A 20,054-nucleotide genomic window follows, 5' to 3' on the forward strand; every position below is an offset into this window, starting at 1 on the left:
CTCACGCACGGTGCCGCACGAACTTGTCGGTGTCTCGCGCTAACGTCGGTTTCGTGCGTTTCGGAGTGCTGGGACCACTCGCCGTGTGGACGACCGACGGCGAGCCCGTCGTCGTGCCCGAGGCGAAGGTCCGTCTCCTGCTCGCCGGGCTGCTGAGCCGGGAGGGCAGGGCGGCGTCGGTGTCGTCGCTGACCGACGATCTGTGGGGCGAGCATCCGCCGGGCAATCCGGCCAACACCCTGCAGACGAAGGTCTCCCAGCTGCGCCGCGTGCTCGATCGGGCCGAGCCGGGCGCCCGGGAGATCGTGACGCATCATCCCGCCGGGTACGTCCTCGCCGTCGATGGCGGAGACCTGGATGTCCACCGGTTCCGAGCGCTCACCGCCCGCGCCCGTGACGCGGTCGATCCGCGTGCCCGCGCCGCGCTGCTGGCGGACGCGCTGGCGTTGTGGCGAGGGCCCGCGTACGCCGGATTCGAGGACGAACCCTTCGCCGTCGCCGCCGCGCAGCGGCTGGAAGAGGAAAGGTTGCTCGCCGAAGAGGAGCGAGCCGAAGCGCGGCTGGCGCTCGGCGAACACGGCGTCCTGACGGGGGAACTGGCCGGTCTGGTCTCCCGTCATCCGCTCCGGGAGCGGCTCCGCGGCCTGCTGATGCGCGCCTTGTACGCCGCCGGACGGCACAGTGAAGCGCTCGAAACCTACGCCGAACTGCGGTCCCGTCTGCGCGACGAGTCCGGCCTCGAACCCGGGCCGGAGCTCGCGGCCCTGCACCAGGCGGTACTCACGCGGAGCCCGGATCTCGAACCCGTCCGCGCCGCCCAGCCGGTGCGCGGGAACCTGCCGGAGTCCTTGACCGAATTGATCGGCCGCACGACGGCGGTCAAGGAGGTCGGCGCGCTCGTCACCGACGCACGACTGGTCACCCTCACCGGCCCCGGCGGGGTGGGCAAGACCAGGCTCGCCCTCGAAGCCGCGTCGAAACTCGCGATGGCCGACGGCACCTGGCTGGTCGAGCTGGCGGGTTTGGACAACGTCGAGTGCCCGACCTGCCCGCCCGAAGACCTGGTCGCCGTGGTCCTGACGGCGGTACTGGACCTCCGGGAGGAGGCCACGTCGGCCAAGACGCTGACGCAGTCGCTGGCGGACGCCCTGCGGGACAGGGAGATCCTGCTCGTCCTGGACAACTGCGAGCAGGTCGTCGAGCCGGTCGCGGCGCTGGTGGAGCGGCTGCTGGCGGCGGCGCCTCGGCTTCGCGTGCTCGCCACCAGCCAGGAACCGCTCGGCCTGCCTGGGGAGCACGTCTGGGCGGTCCCGCCGCTCGAACTGCCCGAGGAGACGGATTTCGCCGCCGTCCTGGAGTCGAGCGCGGTCCGGATGTTCGCCGCCCGGGCCGCGGCGGCCGCTCCGGGATTCGCGCTCGACGCGGAGAACGCTGTCGTGGTCGCCCGGATCTGCCGCACACTCGACGGGATCCCGCTGGCGCTCGAACTCGCCGCCACCCGGGTCCGAACGCTCGGCGTGCACGAACTCCTCATCCGCCTCGACGACAGGTTCGGCCTGCTGTCCTCGGGCAGGCGCGGCGGTCCGCGCCGTCAGCAGACCCTCCGCGCGATGATCGACTGGAGCTGGAGCCTGCTGAGCGAGCCCGAGCAGATCGTGCTGCGCAGGCTGGCCGTCCACGCGGAAGGCTGCGGACTCGACGCGGCCGAGTCGGTCTGCGCGGGTGGCGAGATAGCCCCGGCCGACGTCCTGGACCTGGTGTCCCGGCTCGTCGACAGGTCCTTGGTGGTCAGCAGCCCGGGCAAATCCGGTGAACCGCGATTCCGGCTGTTGGAGTCTGTTTCGGCCTACGCCCTGGACCATGCCGGGCAGGCGGGCGAACTCGACGATCTGCACCTGCGGCACGCCCGTTTCCACGTCGAACTGGCCGAACGCGGCGACGCCGGGCTGCGCGGCAAGGAACAGCGTCGCTGGCTGGACAGGCTCGACGCCGAAGGCGCCAACACCCGCCGCGCGCTGGAGACTCTGCTGCGGCAGGGCGAGCACCGGCTCGCGTTGCGGCTGGTGAACGCGACGACCTGGTTCTGGTTCCTTCGCGGACGGCTCACCGAGGCCCGGCGCTCGCTGAACCTGGTGCTCGACACCGAGGTCACCGCTGGTGACGAGTACGCCCAGGCTCTGGGCTGGTGCAGCGGCATCGCCGTGCTCGACGGCACCTGCACCGAGGGCGCGGACGAGGACGTCATGCGAGGCATCGTCGATCCCGTGGCGCGGGCCAGGACCCTGTGGTTTCTCGGCTACGCGTGGTCCACGGTCGGCGATCTGTGCCGGGCGGAGAAGCTCACGCTCGACGCGCTGGAGACGGCCAGGGACGTCGGCGACGACTGGAGCAACGCCGCCGCGCTGAGCGACAGGGCGAGCCACCTGATCGCCGGCGGCGATCTCACCGGCGGTGGCCGGATGGCCGCCCGGAGCGCCGGGATCTTCGACGGGCTGGGCGAGCGCTGGGGCTGGCTGCAGGCGTCGTTCGTGCTCGGCATGCTGGCCTCGATCGCCGGGGACTACGACCATGCCGCCCGCGTTCACCGCGAGAGCCTTCGCCGTGCGGAGGAACTGGAGCTGTGGCCGGAGGTCGCCTACAAGCTGTCCTGGCTCGGCCGGACGGCGCTGCTCACCGGCGACTTCGACGGCGCGGCGGAGTTCCACGAACGGGCCAGGACGTTGGCCGTCGAGCACAGTTTCAAACCCGGCGAGGTCTACGCCGAAACCGGGCTGGCGCTCGGCGAGCGGCGGCGAGGGAGGTTCGAGCAGGCGGAGGCGCGGTTGTTGTCCATTCTGGACTGGCATCGCCGGGTGGAGTCCGAAGCGGGCAGCACGCTGGTGCTTGCCGAGCTCGGGTTCATCGCCGAGCAGCTTGGGGACACGGCGAAGGCGAAGCAGCTCCATTCGGACGGCCTGGCGATCGCCCGCCACACCGGTGATCCTCGCGCCATCGCTCTCGGCCTGGAAGGGCTCGCCGGGGCGCACGCGGCCGCTGGTTCGTACCACTTGGCCGCGCGGTTGCTGGGTGCCGCCGCGGCCTCCCGCGAATCGGTGGGCGCTCCCCTGGCGAAGGGTGAACGCGGCGACGTCGACCGGATCACCGGCAGCGTCGTCGAGGCGCTCGGAGAAAACGCATTCTCCGAAGAGAGCGGGGTGGGAGCGACGACGCCGATCGATCATTTGGTGACCGACAGTCAGTAATCATGTCCCCGGGTCACCACAATGGACCATGCCTTACTTCACGTCGGCAACAAACAGTGATTTCTTTCTGTCGCCGAGCCGCGCTGACCGGTAGCGTGCGTATCCATGCGGGTGAGGTGGGGGGCTCCCGGCGGGCCCAGGGTGACAATGCCGTGGCGAGCGGCTCCGCGGGCGGCACTGAGCAGCCCTCTGACTTTGATCATCGCCGCGGTGACGGCGTTGCTGGCCTGTTTCCTCGGCACCGCCGCAGTCCTGCAGGCCTCGGCCTCGGGCGGCGCGGCCGTCACGTACCAGTCCGGCCTCGCGTGCCCGGACTACTACGGACCGGTCTTCAGCAAGGACCACGTCCCCGCCGCGGTCGCCCCGCAGGTCATCGACTCGGTCCGCAGGAACGCACCGGCGCACGGTTTCGGCGCGCCGGTCACTTCCCGCTACACGCCGTACCTGCTCGGCACCGAATTCAACGGCGTCCCCTACTACAAGGTCACCGTCGCCCACCGGGACCAGGCGGTCCCGGGCCACATCGAGATGGCGGACGGGACGGCGGCCGCGGGCGGACTCCTCCTCGGCACCGTCGTGGCCAAGGCGGAGGGGATCAAAACCGGGGCGGTCCCGAAGGTCCAAGGCACCCCGATCCCTCCGGTGACCGGGCTGTACCGCGATCTCTCCGACCCGGCGCCGCGCTGGTGGTGCTCGCAGCAGCGGAACGCCGTCGTCAGCAGGCTCGCCAACGACCCGCTCGACTCGGTCATGTTCGCCACCGACGGGAAGACGTTCGACGACACGATCCGGACCCTGGGCGTCCCGACGCTCGCCACGCTGCACATGTCGTTCTACGAGGCTCCTCCCAAGACCATCAGCGAGGCCGAGGACCTGCTGGAACGGTCGAAGGCGCTCATCGCCGACGTCAAGGCGGACCTGGGTGCCCGCGGTCTCGGTGACGCGATCGTCGGGTCGCTGCCGTTCGAACGCTCGGTGGAGATCAGCAACCAGGCCGAGTCGAACGTCCTGATCTCGATCCTGCCGCTCGCGGCGATCAGCATCCTGGTCGGCTGCGCCGGGATCGGCACGGTCGCCTTGCAGTGGTACCAGCGCCGTCACCCGCAGCTGAGGCTGCTGTCCGCCCGCGGCAGCGGGCCGGGAGCGCTCGGGCTGCTCGCCGTGGCCGAACTCGGCCTGCCCATCGTCGTCGGCGGCGCGGCGGGCGCGGTGCTCGCCAGACTCTTGCTCGGGGTCTACGGGCCACCGGGCGATTTGGGCGATGGGGCGTTGCTGGCGGGCTCGCTGGTCGCAGCCGTGATCCTGCTCGTTTCGCTGTCCCTGCTGGCCGGGGTCATCGCCTTCCGCACCCATCGTGAGTTCGAACTCGGCAGGGTCAGGTCCGGACGGCGCAAGGGAATGAAGCTCCTGGCGATCTTCCCGTGGGAGCTGGTGACCGCCGGCGTCGCCCTGCTCGGCTGGACCCGGCTCGTCGACTACGGCAAGGGATCCCGGCTCGGCAACCCGCTCCCCCAGGTCGACCCGCTCGCGCTCACCTATCCGGTGTTCGTCGTGCTCACCGTCGGCCTGCTCGCCGCGCGGCTGGCCTGGCTGGCGTTGCTCGCCTCGCATCGCGCGCGGCTGTGGTCCCGGCCGGCGCTGCAACTGGCGATCCGGCGGCTCGCCAGCGCCCGCGCACCGGTCACCGGCGTGCTCGTGATCGGCACGCTGGCCATCGGGACCCTGGCGACCGGGATCGGCATCGCCCGCGGCCAGGAAGAGGCCCTGCAGACGAAGTCGGCGATCTTCGTCGGGGGCGAGACCCGGGTCGACACCGAAAGCGTCGTCGGCACCGGGAAGGTCGCGCTCCCCGCCGGGATCACCGGCAACACCACGATCGTCGGCGAGCTGACCGGCACCGGCAACGTCGTGCTGGTCGTGGATCCGCAGACCTTCCGGCGCGGCGCCACGCTCGGCCCGCTCGACGGCGCCGAAGTCGACAGGCTGCTGAGCGGCCTGTCGAGCCCCGGCCCCGGTATCCCGGCGATCCGGATCGGGACGGACGCCAAGCAGAAGCCCCAGCTGGCCGCCGGTCTCCCCGAGGCAAGGACGGTCGGCGAGATGCCGATGTTCCCGATCATCGGCACCAAGGCCGGGTACGTGATCTCGCGGGAGTCGCTCACCGCCGCGCAGCTGACCACCGTGCCGAAGTGGAGCCTGCTCTCCAGCTCGTCGATGACGCAGGTGACCGAGGCGCTGACGTCCGTCGGAGTGGCCACCGCGGTCAACCGCGTCACCCGTGAGTCGGCGCTCGACGCGCTTCCGTTCTACGTCGTGTCCTGGACGTTCTCGTTCATGGCGCTGCTCGGCGCCGTGCTCGGCGTGGTGGCGGTGCTGTCGCTGCTGGTCGCGGTCGAAGTCCGCCGACGGCAGAACGCGCTCGCGGGCGCGCTGGTCCTGCGGATGGGGATGCGCCCGCGAGCCCTGCTGGCGAGCCATCTGATGGAACTGGGCACGCTCAGCGGACTCGCGGTGGTCATCGGCGTCGTCTGCGGGATTTCGGTCGCGGGGCTGTCGGTGCCGCGCTTCGACCCGGCGACGTTCCTGGCGCCCCGGTCGGCGCTGCCCAACCCGACCCCGCTCGCCCTGACCGTGCTGGCCGTCGGCGTGCTCGTCGTCGCGCTGGCGGGCTGGATCGCGATGCGCTCGGTGCGCACCGCCCGGACCGCGGAGTTGATCCGTGCCTGAGAAACCCATCTTCCGGCTTCGTGGGATCGGCGTCGACTACCAGACTCCCGCGGGCACGGTCACCGGCGTCGACGATGTCACCATCGACATCCCCGCACGCGGGATCACCGTGCTGGCGGGGCCGTCGGGGTCCGGCAAATCCACCCTGCTGCGAACGCTCGGCCTGTTCGAGCAGCCCGTGCGGGGCACGATCTCCTTCCAGGGAACGGAAACCGGCAAACTGCGGCACCGTGACCGGCGGGCGCTGCGGCGGAGTCACCTCGGCCTGGTGTTCCAGAACCCGACCGACAACCTGCTCGCGTACCTGAGCGTCGCCGACAATCTCCGCGCGGCGGCGGAATCGGCCGGGACGGAGTGCCTGCCCGACGACATCCTCGACCAACTGGGACTCGGCGGGACCGGCGCCTGGCGGATCTCCGCGCTCTCGGGCGGACAGCAGCAGCGCCTCGCGTTCGGCTGCACCCTGGCGCGCCGCTCGACCGTCGTCCTCGCCGACGAGCCGACGTCCCAATTGGACGAAGCGTCGGCAGACCGGGTTCTCGACACCCTGAAGTACTTAGCGGGTCAGGATTTCGCCGTCATCGTCGCCTCGCACGACGATCGGCTCATCGAACTCGGCAGCCGCGTCGCGCGGATGCACAAGGGCAGGCTCGAAAAAGTCGAAGAACGGGAGGTCGTGCCGTGATGGCGGAACCCGCCCTCGAGGCCGTCGGGTTGCGCCGCCGGTTCCCCCACCCGAGCGGGGACGTCGAAGTCCTGCGTGGGCTCGAACTGAGCGTGGCCGCGGGCGAACTGGTCACCGTGTCCGGCCGGTCCGGTTCCGGCAAGAGCGCGCTGCTGGCTCTGCTGTGCGGTTTCGACTCGCCCGACTCGGGCAGTGTCCTGCTGGACGGCGTCCCGATAGCGGGCGCACCGGCCTGGCACACCTGCGCCGTCCTGCCTCAGGCGCTCGGTCTCGCGAACGAGCTCACGATCGCGGAGAACGTGGCGCTGCCGTTGCGACTGCGGTCCGACGTGCCCAAGCCCAGCGCGAAGGACATCCACGCGCGGGTTTCGGAGCTGCTGGAGGAACTCGGGATCGGCGACCTCGGCGACCGCTACCCGTTGGAAGTCTCGTTCGGGCAGCAGCAGCGGGTCGCGCTCGCCCGGGCGGTCAGCGGACGGCCCCGGGTCCTGCTCACCGACGAGCCGACGGCACATCTTGACGCCGGGAGTACGCCGCGAGTGCTCCGGCTGCTGCGGCGCTGCGCCGAGGAGGGCGCTGCGGTCATCGTGGCGACGCACGACGACGACGTGCACCGGATCGCGGACCGGCGGGTACGGCTGCTGGACGGCGTTCTCTCCTAGCCCACCGGATGTCATGAAAGGGTCGTTCAAGACGAAAAACGTCTTGAACGACCCTTTCATGACATTTGGCGGCCAGTCACTCTAGGGAGCGACGGGACCGGCCTTGCCGTAAAGGTCGTTCCCCGCCCAGCTCACCAGATCCTGCGAAGGCCGCGAAGGCGCAACAGGCACGAAGTTCGCGGCGTCGTCGATACTTCCCGTGCCGTCGTACTTGGCCTGAAGCGGATACGGGAACACCGGCCGCGTGCGGAGGACCTTGCCGTCGGCGTCACGGCCGGTGGCGATCGTCCGGTCCGGCGCGGTGCCGCGCTCGACCCAGGAGACCAGTTGCTTCAGCGGGTCGTACTCGGTCAGCTTGTCGCCGGTGGCGCAGTGGTAGAGCCCCGGCACCATGAACAACCGCGCCCAATCCTGCGTCGCGGCGTGGCCGCCGTTCGCGCGGGTGAGCCGCTGGTAGTAGTCGACGGTGCCCGCGGCGGGGATCGCCTGGTCGGCCCAGCCGTGCCAGATCACGAGTTTCCCGCCCGCGCGCCGGAATTCGCGCAGGTCGGTCGACATCGCGTTGGAGCGGATGCCTTCCGGGGTCAGCCGGTCGAATTCCCGCGCGGTGAAGGCGAACTTCTCGACCGACGAATGCGGTGTCCCGATCGGGTACGCCATGTACTTCAGGTAGTTGTCGGCGAGCCCGTAGGAGGCGGGGACGTCGCCGAACTCCGGTGCCGGGAGGATCCAGCCGTACCAGGACAGTTCGGAGCCGACGGTCTGGCCGCCCGGGTAGAGCTTCCGGCCGCGTTCGTCCGTCGGCGGCACGTAGATCTTCTTGGTGGCCTCGACCTGTGCAGCGGTGAGGCAGCCGGCGTTGTCGGTGCCCGCCGGGCAGGCGATCGTGGCCGGGTCGAAGTTGCAGGCGCGCGGGTCGTCGATGGCGCCGTCGCCGAGTCCGTCGGCTTTGTCGCAAGAGGACAGTGCGGCGGCGTGCAACGCCGGGAGTTTCCCGGCGGTCAGGATCGGCTTGCCGTCTGCGCCGGTGTTCACCTTGGCGAGCCAGGTCTGGTAGACGCCGATCAGCGGGTCCCAGTATCCGGCGGGCGCGCCGGCGACGATGCCGTCGAAGTCGTGCGGGTAGCGCTGCGCCAGCAGGAGTGCTTCGCGGCCGCCGTCGGAGCATCCGCTGAAGTAGGAGTTCCGCGGCGGAGCCCCGTAGAACGCCGTGATCAGGCGCTTCGACGCCTTCGAGACCACGTGCGGTGCCCGGAAGGCGAAGTCGTCGCGGGCGGCCTGGTTGTTCTCGGCCCACTTGCCGTCGTCGAAGACGTTCGGTGTGGTGCCGACGTGGCCGTCGTCGGTGGCCCCGACCGCGACGTCGCCGCCGTGGGGCAGGCCGCAGTCGGTGAACGGCGGAGCCGTGACGCTGCCGCAGAACCCGCCGCAGCCGAACTGCAGGTAGCGCCCCGCGTACGTCTTGATCGGCAACCTCAGCTGGAACCGCACCGCGGGTTCCACGTAGCCGCGGACGTCGCAGTTCTCCGGTTCGGTCGCCGTCGCCGGTACCACGGTCGCGGTCTCGACGTGCGTGACAGCGCCGGGAAGGTCGTAGGTCCGCACCAGGTCCGCGCAGCCGCGCACCGGGCGGAACGTCGTTTCACCGGCTGTGGCCGCCGGCGCCGTGAACATCGTGCCTGCCGTGATGAGCGCTGCCACGCACAGCATGGACAACCGCCGCATTTCCCCACCCCAGTTCCCAGGATCGGCCTTGGTCGACCCATTCACCCTGGCCCGGCCGCTGTGCGTTGTCCACCGTGTTTCGGCACGGCTCGCAAGGGCATCCGGGTTGTCCAGTTCGGGCCAGGTTTGTCCGAGTGTCTTGACATCGATGTCACACCCGAGTTTTTCTCTCTGGGCGCCACCGGTCCCCTGCCTGTGCGGCGCCCAGCATGCCCCCGCGAGAAAGCATTGGTGCAACGATGCCCCGAAGCGTCAGACCCTTGGTCTGCACCCTCCTGAGCGCCACGGTCGTGGTATCCGGGCTGGTAGCCCTGCCCGCCACCGCCGCGGCCGAAGAAGCCCCGCCGGACTTCTACTCCTCTTTCGAACAAGGTGAACCGCAGCCGACGTGGAGCGACACAGTCGACGTCGACCCGTCAGGCAAGCCGAAGGCCTTCGGTGTCGACGGCGCGAACGCCACCACCATCCCCGGTGACATCCGCGGCAAGGTCACCGAGACGTCCGCCAACAGCGAGAACACCCCGAACGAGGGAGCCTCGAACCTGGTCGACGGCTCGACCGACACCAAGTGGCTCGCCTGGACCCCGACCGGCTGGGCGCAGGTCGCGCTGTCGGAGCCGACGTCGATCACGCGGTACGCGCTGTCCTCGGCGAACGACTTCGACAACCGCGACCCGCAGGACTGGACGCTCCAGGGCTCCACCGACGGCCAGTCCTGGACGGAGCTGGACAAGCAGACCGGGCAGAAGTTCTCGGATCGGTTCCAGTCCAAGGAGTACCGCCTGCCCGCGGCGAGTGCCGCGTACAAGTTCTTCCGGCTGAACATCACGAAGAACAACGGCGGCGACATCATGCAGCTCTCGGAGCTGCTGCTGGCCAACGAGGACCCGGCCCCGCCGGCGCTGCCGAACATGCGGAGCTTCGCCGACAGCGGCCCGACCGGCGGCTACACGAACAAGAACCGGGTCGGGTTCACCGGCACGCGGGCGTTCCGCTACTCCGGCAGCCACAAGGCGCAGGGGCACGGCTGGTCGTACAACAAGATCTTCGACGTCGACATCCCGGTGGCGGCGACCTCGGAGCTGTCGTACAAGGTGCAGCCGGAGTTCATCCGCGGTGACCTGAAGTACCCGAGCACGAACGTCGCGGTGGACCTGGCGTTCACCGACGGCACCTACCTGAGCCAGCTCGGCGCTGTCGACCAGTACGGTTTCGGGCTTTCGCCGCAGGGCCAGGGCGCGAGCAAGGTGCTCTACACCAACCAGTGGAACCTGGTGCGCTCGCAGATCGGCGTGGTCGCGAAGGGCAAGACGATCGACCGGATCCTGGTCGGGTACGACAACCCGTCCGGCCCGGGGTCGCTGCAGGGCTGGCTGGACGACATCAAGGTGTCGGCGACTCCGACGCCGCCGGCGAGCCTGCGTCCGTCCGACAACGTGCTGACCACGCGCGGTTCGCTGTCGAACGGGTCGTTCTCGCGGGGTAACAACATGCCGGCGACGGCGGTTCCGCACGGGTTCAACTTCTGGATCCCGACGACCGACGCGGGCACGTTGAGCTGGATGTACTCCTACCACTCGCGCAACAACGAGCAGAACCTCCCGGCACTGCAGGCGTTCTCCGCGAGCCACGCGCCGAGTCCGTGGATGGCGGACCGGCAGACCTTCCAGTTCCTGCCCTCGACCGCGTCCGGCGTGCCGAACCCGGACCGTGAGGCACGGAAGCTGCCGTTCAAGCACTCCAACGAGACGGCGCGGGCGCACTACTACGGCGTCGATTTCGAGAACGGGATCAAGGCCGAGGTCGCCCCGACCGATCACGCGGCGCTGTACCGCTTCAAGTTCCCCGGTGCGGACTCGAACCTGATCTTCGACAACGTCAACAACAACGGCGGGCTCACCCTCGACCCGGCGGGCCGGGCCATCACCGGCTACAGCGACGTGAAGAGCGGGCTGTCCGCCGGTGCGACGCGGATGTTCGTCTACGCGACCTTCGACAAGCCGGTGACCGCCGGTTCGAAGCTGTCGACCGGTTCGGGTGACCAGAAGCGGGACAACGTCCTCGGCTACCTGAAGTTCGACGCGGGCGCCGACAAGTCGGTGAACATGCGGATCGCGACCTCGCTGATCAGCGTCGATCAGGCGAAGAAGAACATGGAGCAGGAGCTCGCTCCGAACGCGACGGTCGAGTCGGTCGCCGACAACGCGCAGAAGCTGTGGGACGACAAGCTCAAGGTCGTCGAGGTCGAGGGCGCGTCGAAGGATCAGCTGATCACGCTGTACTCCAACCTGTACCGCCTGTTCCTGTACCCGAACTCGGGCTTCGAGAACGTCGGCACAGTTGAGAAGCCGGTGAAGAAGTACGCGAGCCCGGTGTCACCGAAGGCCGGTCAGGACACCCCGACGCAGACCGGGGCGAAACTGGTCGACGGCGAGTTCTTCGTCAACAACGGGTTCTGGGACACCTATCGCACGGTGTGGTCGGCGTACTCGCTGCTGAGCCCGGACACCACCGGCAAGCTGGTCGACGGTTTCGTGCAGCAGTACCGCGACGGCGGCTGGATCTCGCGCTGGTCCTCCCCCGGTTACGCCGACCTGATGACCGGCACGAGTTCGGACGCGGCCTTCGCGGACGCGTATCTCAAGGGTGTCAAGGGATTCGACGTCCAGTCGGCCTACGACTCGGCGGTCAAGAACGCCACCGTGACCCCGCCGAACGGCGCGGTCGGCCGGAAGGGCATCGACGAGGGCACGTTCCTCGGGTACGCGCCGAACACCGCGGACCACGGTTTCTCGTGGGCGATCGAGGGCTACGTCAACGACAACGCCATCGCGAACATGTCGAAGAAGCTCTACGACGAGGCTCCGGCGAACGACCCGCGCAAGCAGGAGTACCTGGACAACTACGGGTACTTCACCGAGCGGGCCACGCAGTACGTGAACGTGTTCGATCCGAGTGTCGGCTTCTTCCAGGGCCGTGACGCGGCGGGCAAGTTCACCCGGGCCAAGGACAAGTTCGACCCGGAGGTGTGGGGTATCGACTACACCGAGACCAACGCGTGGGGCATGCGGTTCTCCGTCCCGCAGGACGGTCAGGGCCTGGCGAACCTGTTCGGCGGCAAGGCGGGGCTCGCGTCCAAATTGGACGAGTTCTTCGCCACTCCCGAGACGGGGCTGAAGTTCGGCAGCTACGGCGGGATCATCCACGAGATGACCGAGGCGCGGGACGTCCGGATGGGCATGTACGCCCACTCGAACCAGGCCGCGCACCACACGCTCTACATGTACGACTACGCGGGTCAGCCGTCGAAGACGCAGGCGAAGGTCCGCGAGGCGCTGTCCAGGTTGTACGTCGGCAGCGAGCTCGGTCAGGGCTACGGCGGTGACGAGGACAACGGCGAGCAGTCGGCCTGGTGGCTGTTCGGCATGCTGGGCTTCTACCCGTTGCAGGTCGGCAGCTCGGACTACGCGATCGGCTCGCCGCTGTTCACCAAGGCGACGGTGAACCTGCCCGGCGGTAAGAAGATCGTGGTCAACGCGCCGAAGAACAGCGCGAAGAACGTCTACGTGCAGGGCCTGAAGGTCAACGGCAAGGCGCAGTCGTCGACGTCGCTGGCGCATTCGGCGATCGCGAACGGCGGGACGCTCGACTTCGACATGGGCCCGAACCCGTCGGCTTGGGGCACCGGCCCCGACGACGCGCCGAAGTCGATCACCAAGGGCGACGCGGTGCCGACGCCGGTGCACGACCTGACCAAGCCGGTCTCCGGCGCGGACGCCGCGTTCTTCGACAACACGTCGCGGACCGAGGCGAAGGTCAAGGCGCCGATCCAGTACCAGGTGCCCTCGACGAAGGAGGCGGGTTCGTACTACACGCTGACGTCGGGCAAGGGGGCCGGTGACGCGAAGAGCTGGGTGCTGAAGGGCTCCTACGACGGGAAAACGTGGGCGGTCGCGGATCAGCGGACCGACCAGGCCTTCCAGTGGCGGCAGCAGACCAAGCCGTTCAAGATCGCGAACCCGGCGCATTACGCCTACTACCGGCTGGAGGTCACCGCGACCACGGGCGGGGAGGCGTCGCTGTCGGAGTTCGAGGTGCTGGGCAAACCGGACGCGGCGTGCACGCAGACCGTCACCGGCGAGCGCAAGGGTCCGCTGACCGTGCAGAGCGGGGTGACCTGTGTGGACGGTGCGACGGTGTCCGGTCCGGTTTCGGTGGCGGCGGGCGCGAGCCTCATCGTCCGCGGCGGATCGATCTCCGGTCCGCTGACGGCGACGGGTGCGGCGCAGATCGTGCTGGACCGGACGAAGGTGAACGGTCCGGTGGCGATCACCGGGGCGACCGGACCGGTCTCGATCGAGCTGACCGAGGTCGGCGGGCCGGTGGCGTTGACGGGCAACAAGGGGCCGGTGCTGGCTTCCAGCACGATCGGCGGACCTCTGGCGTGCTCGGCCAACTCCCCCGCTCCGACGGACTACGACCTGCAGAACACCGTCCGCGGCCCGGCCGCCGGGCAGTGCGCGAAGCTGTAGTCCTCCGGTAGGACATGAAGGCCCCCTTCAAGCGCGAAGGGGGCCTTCATGGCTATTCGGGACGGCGGCCGCGGACGATGCCGAAGCCGACGAGGGCCGCGGACAGCACGGTGAGCGCGAGCCCCGCGTAGGTGGTCGCGGTCAGGAAGTCGGCCGACTGCCGGGCCTCGGTCAGCGCGCCGGGGAAGACCAGCGCCAGGATGGTGCCGCTGAGCGCGATGCCGATCCCGGTGGTGACCTCGCTGGCGGTGTCGACGAGCGCGGCGCCGATCGTGGTCCGGTTCTCGGGCAGGCCGCGCATCACGTTGGTGCCGGCCACGACACCGACGACACGCATACCCGCCGCGACGAGGGCGAGCGCGACGGCGATCCAGACGTAGCCGAACCCGCCGAAAGCGGTGTAGACGGCGAGCCCGCACACGACCGCGGCGGCGCTGAACCAGGCGGCTTTGGCGAGGCCGAGACGGCGCATCAGCGGGGCGACGAGCGCGCCGCCGGCGATCAGGACGACGACCTGGGGCAGCATCCCGAGCGCCGCTTCTGCGGGCGCCCAGCCGAGGCCGAGCTGCAGGTGCAGCGTCACGAGGTAGCCGAGCCCAGCGGTCGCGAGTCCTGCCGCGGCCTTGAGGGCCAGACCGCTGGACACCAGCGGGCGCGCGACGAGTTTCAAGTCCAGCAAGGGATGCCGGGCGGTCTTCTGGCGAAGGACGAAGCCGGTTCCGACGACGAGCGCGGCCACGGCCACGATCCACGGCAGGACCGACGCTGCGCCTTCTTCGACGAAGAGCGTGGGGGCGAGCAGCGCGAGGACGATCGTCGCGGTTCCCAGGACGGCGCCCGCGACGTCGATCGGATCACGATGCAGGTCGGCGGGGTCGTCGCCCGGGACGCCGCCCCGGATGCCGACGAACGCGAGCGCGGCGACCGGCACGTTCACCAGCAGCAGCGCCTGCCACGGCGCGACGGAAAGCGCGAGCCCGCCGGCGGTGGGGCCGAGCGCGAGGCCGACCAGGCCCACGGTCGAGATGAGCGTGGTGGCGCGGACGCGCAGCACGTCGTCGTCGAACAGGCGGAACGCGAGGGCGAGCGACCCCGGGGTGGTCATCGCCGCCGCGACCCCCATTACGGCCCGGACGGCGATGAGCTGCCACGCGACGGTGACGAACACCGTGGCCAGGCTCGCCACCGCGAGGAGCACGAGTCCGATGAGCATGATCTTGCGCCTGCCCACGCGGTCGGCCAGCGCGCCGAAGGCCAGCATCAGACCGCCGAACACGACGGAATACGCCCCGGTCACCCATTGCAGGGTGGACGCCGAGGCGGAGAGTTCGCGGCCGATGGTCGGCAACGCGACGTTGAGGATCGAGTTGTCGAGCATCTCGAACAGGAACACGGCCGAGAGACCGGCGAGCGCGGGCCAGACTTCGATCAGAGAGCGGGGTTTGGCGAGGGTGCGGGAACGCGTCACGAACACTCCTTCGGGATGAAGGAGTGACGGATCATTCGATACCGCGTATACGTGTGCCCGCCGACGGCGAGCACGTTTCTACCCCGATGCCGTGATCATACGACACTCGTGAGTGGTGGGGACAGTAAGCGTCGTCACCACTTGGGCGATCTCGCGTGATTAGAGGGCGATGATGCGTGATCAGAGACGTGACTCGCGTGATCAGAGGACGTTCACCGTGTTCGGCGTCTGATCACGCGAGTTCCGTTCCTGATCACGCGAGTCACGCCTTCGCGCACCGTGGGCTCGGCGTTGCGAAAGTGGCTTTCGCGACGTTGAAGGTTGTGAAAGCCACTTTCGCAACATCCGGTGTCAGGCGGGAGCGCCCCGCACTGCCAGTTTCTGCACGTCCAGGTAGAGACACCCGGCCGTCGAAGGCTGCGGCGAGCACGTCTTGTCCGGATAGAACGACAGCTGGTTGGACGAGACGGTCAGCCGCACGAACTTCACCCCCGTGGCGCTGCCCGGCGCGAGCTGGAGCGCGGTGAGCTTGTTCAGGTCGGCGGGTTTGAAGTCGCCGACGCCCGCCTTCACCCAGTTCGTGCCGTCCACCGAGGTCTCGACGGTGACGTCCTTGGCCGCGGCGGGCGGGTCGTCGCCACAGGTGTTGGACGGGTCGATCTCGATGGCGCTGACGTTGACCGGTTTGCCCAGCTTGATCGTCACGAACCGCGTCTCGACCGTGCCGTCGGGGCGGACGACCTTGTCGGTCGACCAGCCGCCGCCACCGCCAAGCACCGACGAGGTCGCCAGGTCACCCGGGCCACAGCCGTACGGCGTGAAGTCGACACCGTTGAACCCGGCGACCGCGGCACCGGCTGTGCCGGAGGCCCAGTTCAACCTCAGTGACCAGTCGACCTTCGTGGTTCCCGAGCGCACCGAGACCGCGCGGGTCTCGCTGTCCGCGCCGCCTCCGGAGGCGTAAACCTTCGGATAGGTGCCCGGAAGCACACCGGGGATGGTGTACGCGCCGGCGGCGTCGGTGACCGCGGACAGCGAGCCGCCGAAACCGGAGTCGTGCCCGCCGAACCGGACGGCGACGCCCGCGATCGGGGTTCCGTCTTCGCGGTTGGTGACCTTGCCGGTCACGGTCCCGGTCGGGGTGCCCGCGGGCGGCGGGGTGGAGAAGTCCTCGGCAGGCTGGGTGTCGGCGCCGGTGATCGTCGCGGCGAAGTAGCCCATGCCGCGGGCGGCGAAGGCCTTCCACAGTTTGGCGTGCGCTTGGCCGCCGTTGATCACCGTGTCGGCCTGCAGGATCGCGTTCCGCATGTCCAGGAAGGACGGCGACGCGGGCGAGAGCTCCATCGCGCGGGTGACCAGTGCGCGGCTCAGCGGCACCCCGAGCGCGGAACGGACGTCCCACAGCGTGCTCGCCCAGATCTCGCCGTCGGCGTGCACTTCGGGGCCGCCGATGATCCGGCCGAGGTCGCCGTAGGTGTACCCGCCGGGGCCCGCTCCGGGCGTGCCGGGGCACTGCGGCGCACCGGCGCCGACCGGGCAGTCCAGCGGCTGGGTGCGGGCGAGGGGGACGCCGTTGCTGACGTAGTCGCCGCCGAGGAGTTCACCGGGCGCCGAGGTGTCCTTGATCGCGTTGCGCCCGACGAGGTAGTCGAAGGCGTACCAGTCGCTCCACGCCTCCCCCATCGCGCCGGACTGGAAGGTGTTCAGCGTCGAGTTGCCCTGCGCGTCGACGACGAGCCGGTTGGACAGGCCGTGGGTGTACTCGTGGTGGATGATCGTGGCGTCGTCGGCGGAGTTCGCCGCGAGGAACGGGTCGTTGGGGTCCCGGGGGTCGTGGAACAGGAACATCCCCATCAACGGCGCCTGCCCGTCCGGCGGGGTGCCCATGAACGCGTTGTCGTAGTAGCCCGGCGTCTGTGCGCCGAGCAGGGTGTGGACCTGGACGGCGTCGCCGTCGACCTTCTCGAAGTTGCCGGCCTGGCGGGTGAATCCGATCGGGAACGAGGCCAGGTGGTCGTGGAAGCTCCCGACGTAGGCCAGCGCCTGCACGGCGTTCTGTTCCCGGTTCTTCGCCCACGAGCCCGGTGTCTTCGGGTCCCAGGAGCACGGCCTCGCCGCCGAGCACGGCGGGCCGACGGCGGAGTTGAAGTCGGTGAACCTGTACCGGAAGGTGCCGTCGGTGTTCGGCCAGATCTCTTCCTGAGGCTGGAACTTCTGGTCGCCGTTGACGTCGGCGGCGACGTGCGCGACGTTGCCGTCGAGGGTCTTGGCGTCGGCGGGGAGCCAGCCCTTCTGGGTCAGGTTGACCTGCTTCTGCGGGCCGGGCTGCGCCTCCCAGGCGAGGCCCTTGGCGCCGTCGGCGTCGTTCGCGTGATCGACCAGGTTCTTGCGGTAGAGCAGCTTCCCGGTCCCGGCGTCGGTGACTTCCTGGAACATCTGGTCCACGGCGGGTTTGGTCAGCCTGTACCAGGCGGGGCGGATCCCGTCGGGGGTGAGGAAGGCGACCTGACTGGCATCCGGGGCGGGTGCGGCCAAGGCACCCGCGCCGAGCGACTCGGGAAGGCCGCGCACGGGCGAGCCGTCCAGCTGGATCAGCCTGCCGTCCTTGGTGACGTGCGCCTTCAGCCCGTTGCCGAAGACGGGAACGCGGCCGACGGCCTGGGTGAAGGACAGATGATGCGTGCCTTCGACGTCGACGTAGTCCTTGCGCAGCTTCAGTTTCGCGGTGTCACCGGCGCTGAGGCCGACGAGGCCTTCCTGCTCCCGCAGGTAGCTCAGCACGATGTCGCGGGGCGATCTCGTGCTCGGTCCGGTGAGGAACCCGTCGGTGCGGCCGAGGACGCGGGGTGTGCCGGTCAGCTCGTCGAAATCGAGCACGGCCTGGTTCCCGAGTTCCGCTCGTGCCTTGGCGACGGAGTTCGCCCGGGACGCCGAGAGCCGGTCCTGCGCGGCGAGGGCGTGTGAGCCCGTTCTCGCCGTGTCGCGGACATCGACGTCCTTCCCGGATCTGTCCGGTGTGGTGTGGATGGCGCCCGGAGCCGGTGCCGCTCCGGCTTGGGGCGCTGTGATCAGCGCTAACACTGTCATTGCGGTCACGGCGCACAACGAGGCACGCGAACGCGACGAACGTGACGTCACTCCAGACCCCTCTCTCGGTGGTGACGCAGACGTTCTCTTCGTACCGATACAGTCACTGTGGACGTCAGCGCCGATCAGGTACGGCCATCCCGGTGAGCGGTACCCCGGACGCGGGGGTGTCCACAGTGGATTCAGCGGTATTCGTAGGGGACGATGGACAGCGCCACGGAATTCGAGCAGCTGCGGCCCGTCATGTTCGGGCTCGCCTACCGTCTCCTCGGTTCGGCGGCGGAGGCGGAGGACGCCGTCCAGGACGCCTATCTGAAGTGGGCGGGCGCCGACCGCGAGTCGATCGGGTCGCCGCGGGCGTGGCTGGCGAAGGTGGTCACCAATCTCTGCCTGAACCGGCTGACCTCGGCCAGGGCGCAGCGCGAACGGTACGTCGGACCGTGGCTACCTGAACCGGTCCTGACCTCCGACGACGTGCTCGGTCCCCTGGAGACGGCGGAGCAGCGGGATTCGGTGTCGCTGGCGATGCTGGTGCTGCTGGAACAGCTCAGCCCGGTCGAGCGGGCGGTGTTCGTGCTGAAGGAGGCCTTCGCCTACAGCCATCGGGAGATCGGCGCGATCCTCGACGTCTCCGAGGTGAACTCGCGCCAGCTGCACAGCCGCGCGCGACGGGCGCTGGACCGGTCGGACGAGCGACGGGTTTCGAACCCGCGCGAGGTCGAGAAGCTGGTCGAGAGCTTCCTGTCCGCGGCACGGGACGGTGACCTGCCCGCTTTGGAGAGTCTGCTGACCGCCGAGGTCACGGCGTGGTCGGACGGTGGCGGCAAGGTCACCGCGGCCCGGCGTCCGGTGCACGGCGCGGCGAAGGTCGCCCGCCTGTACGCCGGGATGTTCGCCGGCGCCGCGCAGGTGTCGATCACGATCGGTGAGGTCAACGGTGGTCCCGCGGTGATCGCGACGGCAGGCGGCGCCCTGTTCGGCATCCTCGGGTTCGAGGTGGTGGACGGCCGGATCGCGGGGCTGCGCGCGGTCGGGAATCCGGACAAGCTCGCGTACCTCTCGCGGCAGCTGTCACGTTCCGGGTGGCCCGCCGGTTCTTGAGGGTGGAAGCTCTCGTGAACGGAGGACCTGGGTGATGAAACCGATCCTGGTGACCGGCGGTACCGGCGACCTCGGCCGTGCGGTGGTGCGGCGGCTGGCGGCCGCGGACCGGCCGGTCCGGATCATGAGCAGGCGGCCGCATCCCTCCGACGTCACCCACGAATGGGCTCGATGCGACCTGAAGACCGGAGACGGTCTCGCCGAGGCTGTCGACGGTGTCTCCGTGATCATCCATTGCGCTTCGACGCTGGGTCGCGGCGACGAGCGAGTGACGCGGAACCTGGTCGAGGCGGCGCGACGGGCGGGCCGGCCGCATCTGGTGTACATCTCGATCGTCGGCATCGACGTGATCCGGTTCTTCTACTACGACGAGAAGCTGGCCTCCGAGAAGGTGATCGAGGAGTCCGGTCTGCCGTGGACGGTGCTGCGCGCGACACAGTTCCACGAGCTCGTCGCGCGAGCGTCGTCGGCGCAGCGGCGGCTGCCGGTGACGTTCATGCCGTCCGGTTTCCGATTCCAGCCGGTCAGTACCGGTGACGTCGCGGACCGGCTGGTCGCGCTGGCCTCCGGCGAGCCGTCGGGACGGGTGCCGGACATGGGCGGCCCGGAGGTGCGCGACGCCCGTGGCCTGGCGGAGGCGTACCAGCGGTCGGTGGGGCGGCGGAAACCGATCCTGCCGCTGTGGCTGCCGGGCAAGGCGTTCCGGGCTTTCCGGGCGGGCGGCAACCTGACGCCGGAGAACGCGACCGGTGTGGGCACCTTCGAGGAGTTCCTTTCCTCACGCGTTTAGTCCTCTGGATGCGTCACACCGAGCCGGGCACCCGC

10 protein-coding genes are annotated in these 20,054 nt (G+C 69.5%); 7 read left to right on the forward strand and 3 right to left on the reverse strand.

The annotated features are described in order from the left end of the window. Window positions 1–53 precede the first annotated feature (53 nt). The 4 genes from AB0N89_RS02030 (at window position 54) to AB0N89_RS02045 (ending at window position 7,316) form a co-directional block, all read left to right on the forward strand. On the forward strand, window positions 54–3,242 hold the full coding sequence (locus AB0N89_RS02030; protein WP_364199215.1) for a BTAD domain-containing putative transcriptional regulator: 3,189 nt from the start codon (window positions 54–56) through the stop codon (window positions 3,240–3,242). A gap of 147 nt (window positions 3,243–3,389) precedes the next feature. Next, window positions 3,390–5,969 carry an FtsX-like permease family protein gene (locus AB0N89_RS02035; RefSeq protein WP_364199217.1) on the forward strand — a complete coding sequence of 860 codons (2,580 nt, stop codon included), beginning with the start codon at window positions 3,390–3,392 and terminating at the stop codon, window positions 5,967–5,969. Next, entirely contained in the window at window positions 5,962–6,654 is a 693-nt protein-coding gene (locus tag AB0N89_RS02040; RefSeq protein WP_364199219.1) for an ATP-binding cassette domain-containing protein, read from the forward strand. Before AB0N89_RS02035 ends, AB0N89_RS02040 begins: the two co-directional genes overlap by 8 nt. Further along, entirely contained in the window at window positions 6,654–7,316 is a 663-nt protein-coding gene (locus AB0N89_RS02045) for an ATP-binding cassette domain-containing protein (RefSeq protein WP_364199221.1), read from the forward strand. The genes AB0N89_RS02040 and AB0N89_RS02045 overlap by 1 nt, the downstream gene beginning before the upstream one ends. 81 nt (window positions 7,317–7,397) lie before the next feature. Here the strand turns inward: AB0N89_RS02045 and AB0N89_RS02050 are convergent, their stop codons facing one another. After that, window positions 7,398–9,041 carry a tannase/feruloyl esterase family alpha/beta hydrolase gene (locus tag AB0N89_RS02050; RefSeq protein ID WP_364199223.1) on the reverse strand — a complete coding sequence of 548 codons (1,644 nt, stop codon included), beginning with the start codon at window positions 9,039–9,041 and terminating at the stop codon, window positions 7,398–7,400. 239 nt (window positions 9,042–9,280) lie between these two features. Here AB0N89_RS02050 and AB0N89_RS02055 point away from each other — a divergent pair, with 239 nt between their 5' ends. After that, complete coding sequence (locus tag AB0N89_RS02055; RefSeq protein WP_364199225.1) at window positions 9,281–13,573, forward strand: GH92 family glycosyl hydrolase; 4,293 nt, start codon at window positions 9,281–9,283, stop codon at window positions 13,571–13,573. Window positions 13,574–13,625: 52 nt separating this feature from the next. Here AB0N89_RS02055 and AB0N89_RS02060 read toward each other — a convergent pair whose 3' ends face one another. Next, window positions 13,626–15,041 (reverse strand): MFS transporter, encoded by a 1,416-nt coding sequence (locus AB0N89_RS02060; RefSeq protein ID WP_364199227.1) that lies wholly within the window; start codon window positions 15,039–15,041, stop codon window positions 13,626–13,628. 351 nt (window positions 15,042–15,392) lie between these two features. Then, complete coding sequence (locus AB0N89_RS02065) at window positions 15,393–18,128, reverse strand: M36 family metallopeptidase (protein WP_364199229.1); 2,736 nt, start codon at window positions 18,126–18,128, stop codon at window positions 15,393–15,395. 204 nt (window positions 18,129–18,332) lie between these two features. On the opposite strand from AB0N89_RS02065, the gene AB0N89_RS02070 reads away from it, so the two are divergent. Beyond that, window positions 18,333–19,229 carry an RNA polymerase sigma-70 factor gene (locus AB0N89_RS02070; RefSeq protein WP_364199231.1) on the forward strand — a complete coding sequence of 299 codons (897 nt, stop codon included), beginning with the start codon at window positions 18,333–18,335 and terminating at the stop codon, window positions 19,227–19,229. Window positions 19,230–19,260: 31 nt separating this feature from the next. Then, window positions 19,261–20,019 carry an NAD(P)H-binding protein gene (locus AB0N89_RS02075; RefSeq protein WP_364199233.1) on the forward strand — a complete coding sequence of 253 codons (759 nt, stop codon included), beginning with the start codon at window positions 19,261–19,263 and terminating at the stop codon, window positions 20,017–20,019. Window positions 20,020–20,054 lie beyond the last annotated feature (35 nt).

Origin of the sequence: Amycolatopsis sp. NPDC089917, from assembly GCF_040684635.1 — a bacterium.
In the GTDB taxonomy this organism is placed as follows: domain Bacteria; phylum Actinomycetota; class Actinomycetes; order Mycobacteriales; family Pseudonocardiaceae; genus Amycolatopsis.

What these genes read in the sequence shown, in the direction of transcription:
- AB0N89_RS02045 (WP_364199221.1), top strand. Translation starts at nt 6,654, where the DNA reads ATGGCGGAACCCGCCCTCGAGGCCGTCGGGTTGCGCCGCCGGTTCCCC.
- AB0N89_RS02070 (WP_364199231.1), top strand. Translation starts at nt 18,333, where the DNA reads ATGGACAGCGCCACGGAATTCGAGCAGCTGCGGCCCGTCATGTTCGGG.
- AB0N89_RS02065 (WP_364199229.1), bottom strand. Translation starts at nt 18,128, where the DNA reads ATGACAGTGTTAGCGCTGATCACAGCGCCCCAAGCCGGAGCGGCACCG.
- AB0N89_RS02055 (WP_364199225.1), top strand. Translation starts at nt 9,281, where the DNA reads ATGCCCCGAAGCGTCAGACCCTTGGTCTGCACCCTCCTGAGCGCCACG.
- AB0N89_RS02035 (WP_364199217.1), top strand. Translation starts at nt 3,390, where the DNA reads ATGCCGTGGCGAGCGGCTCCGCGGGCGGCACTGAGCAGCCCTCTGACT.
- AB0N89_RS02050 (WP_364199223.1), bottom strand. Translation starts at nt 9,041, where the DNA reads ATGCGGCGGTTGTCCATGCTGTGCGTGGCAGCGCTCATCACGGCAGGC.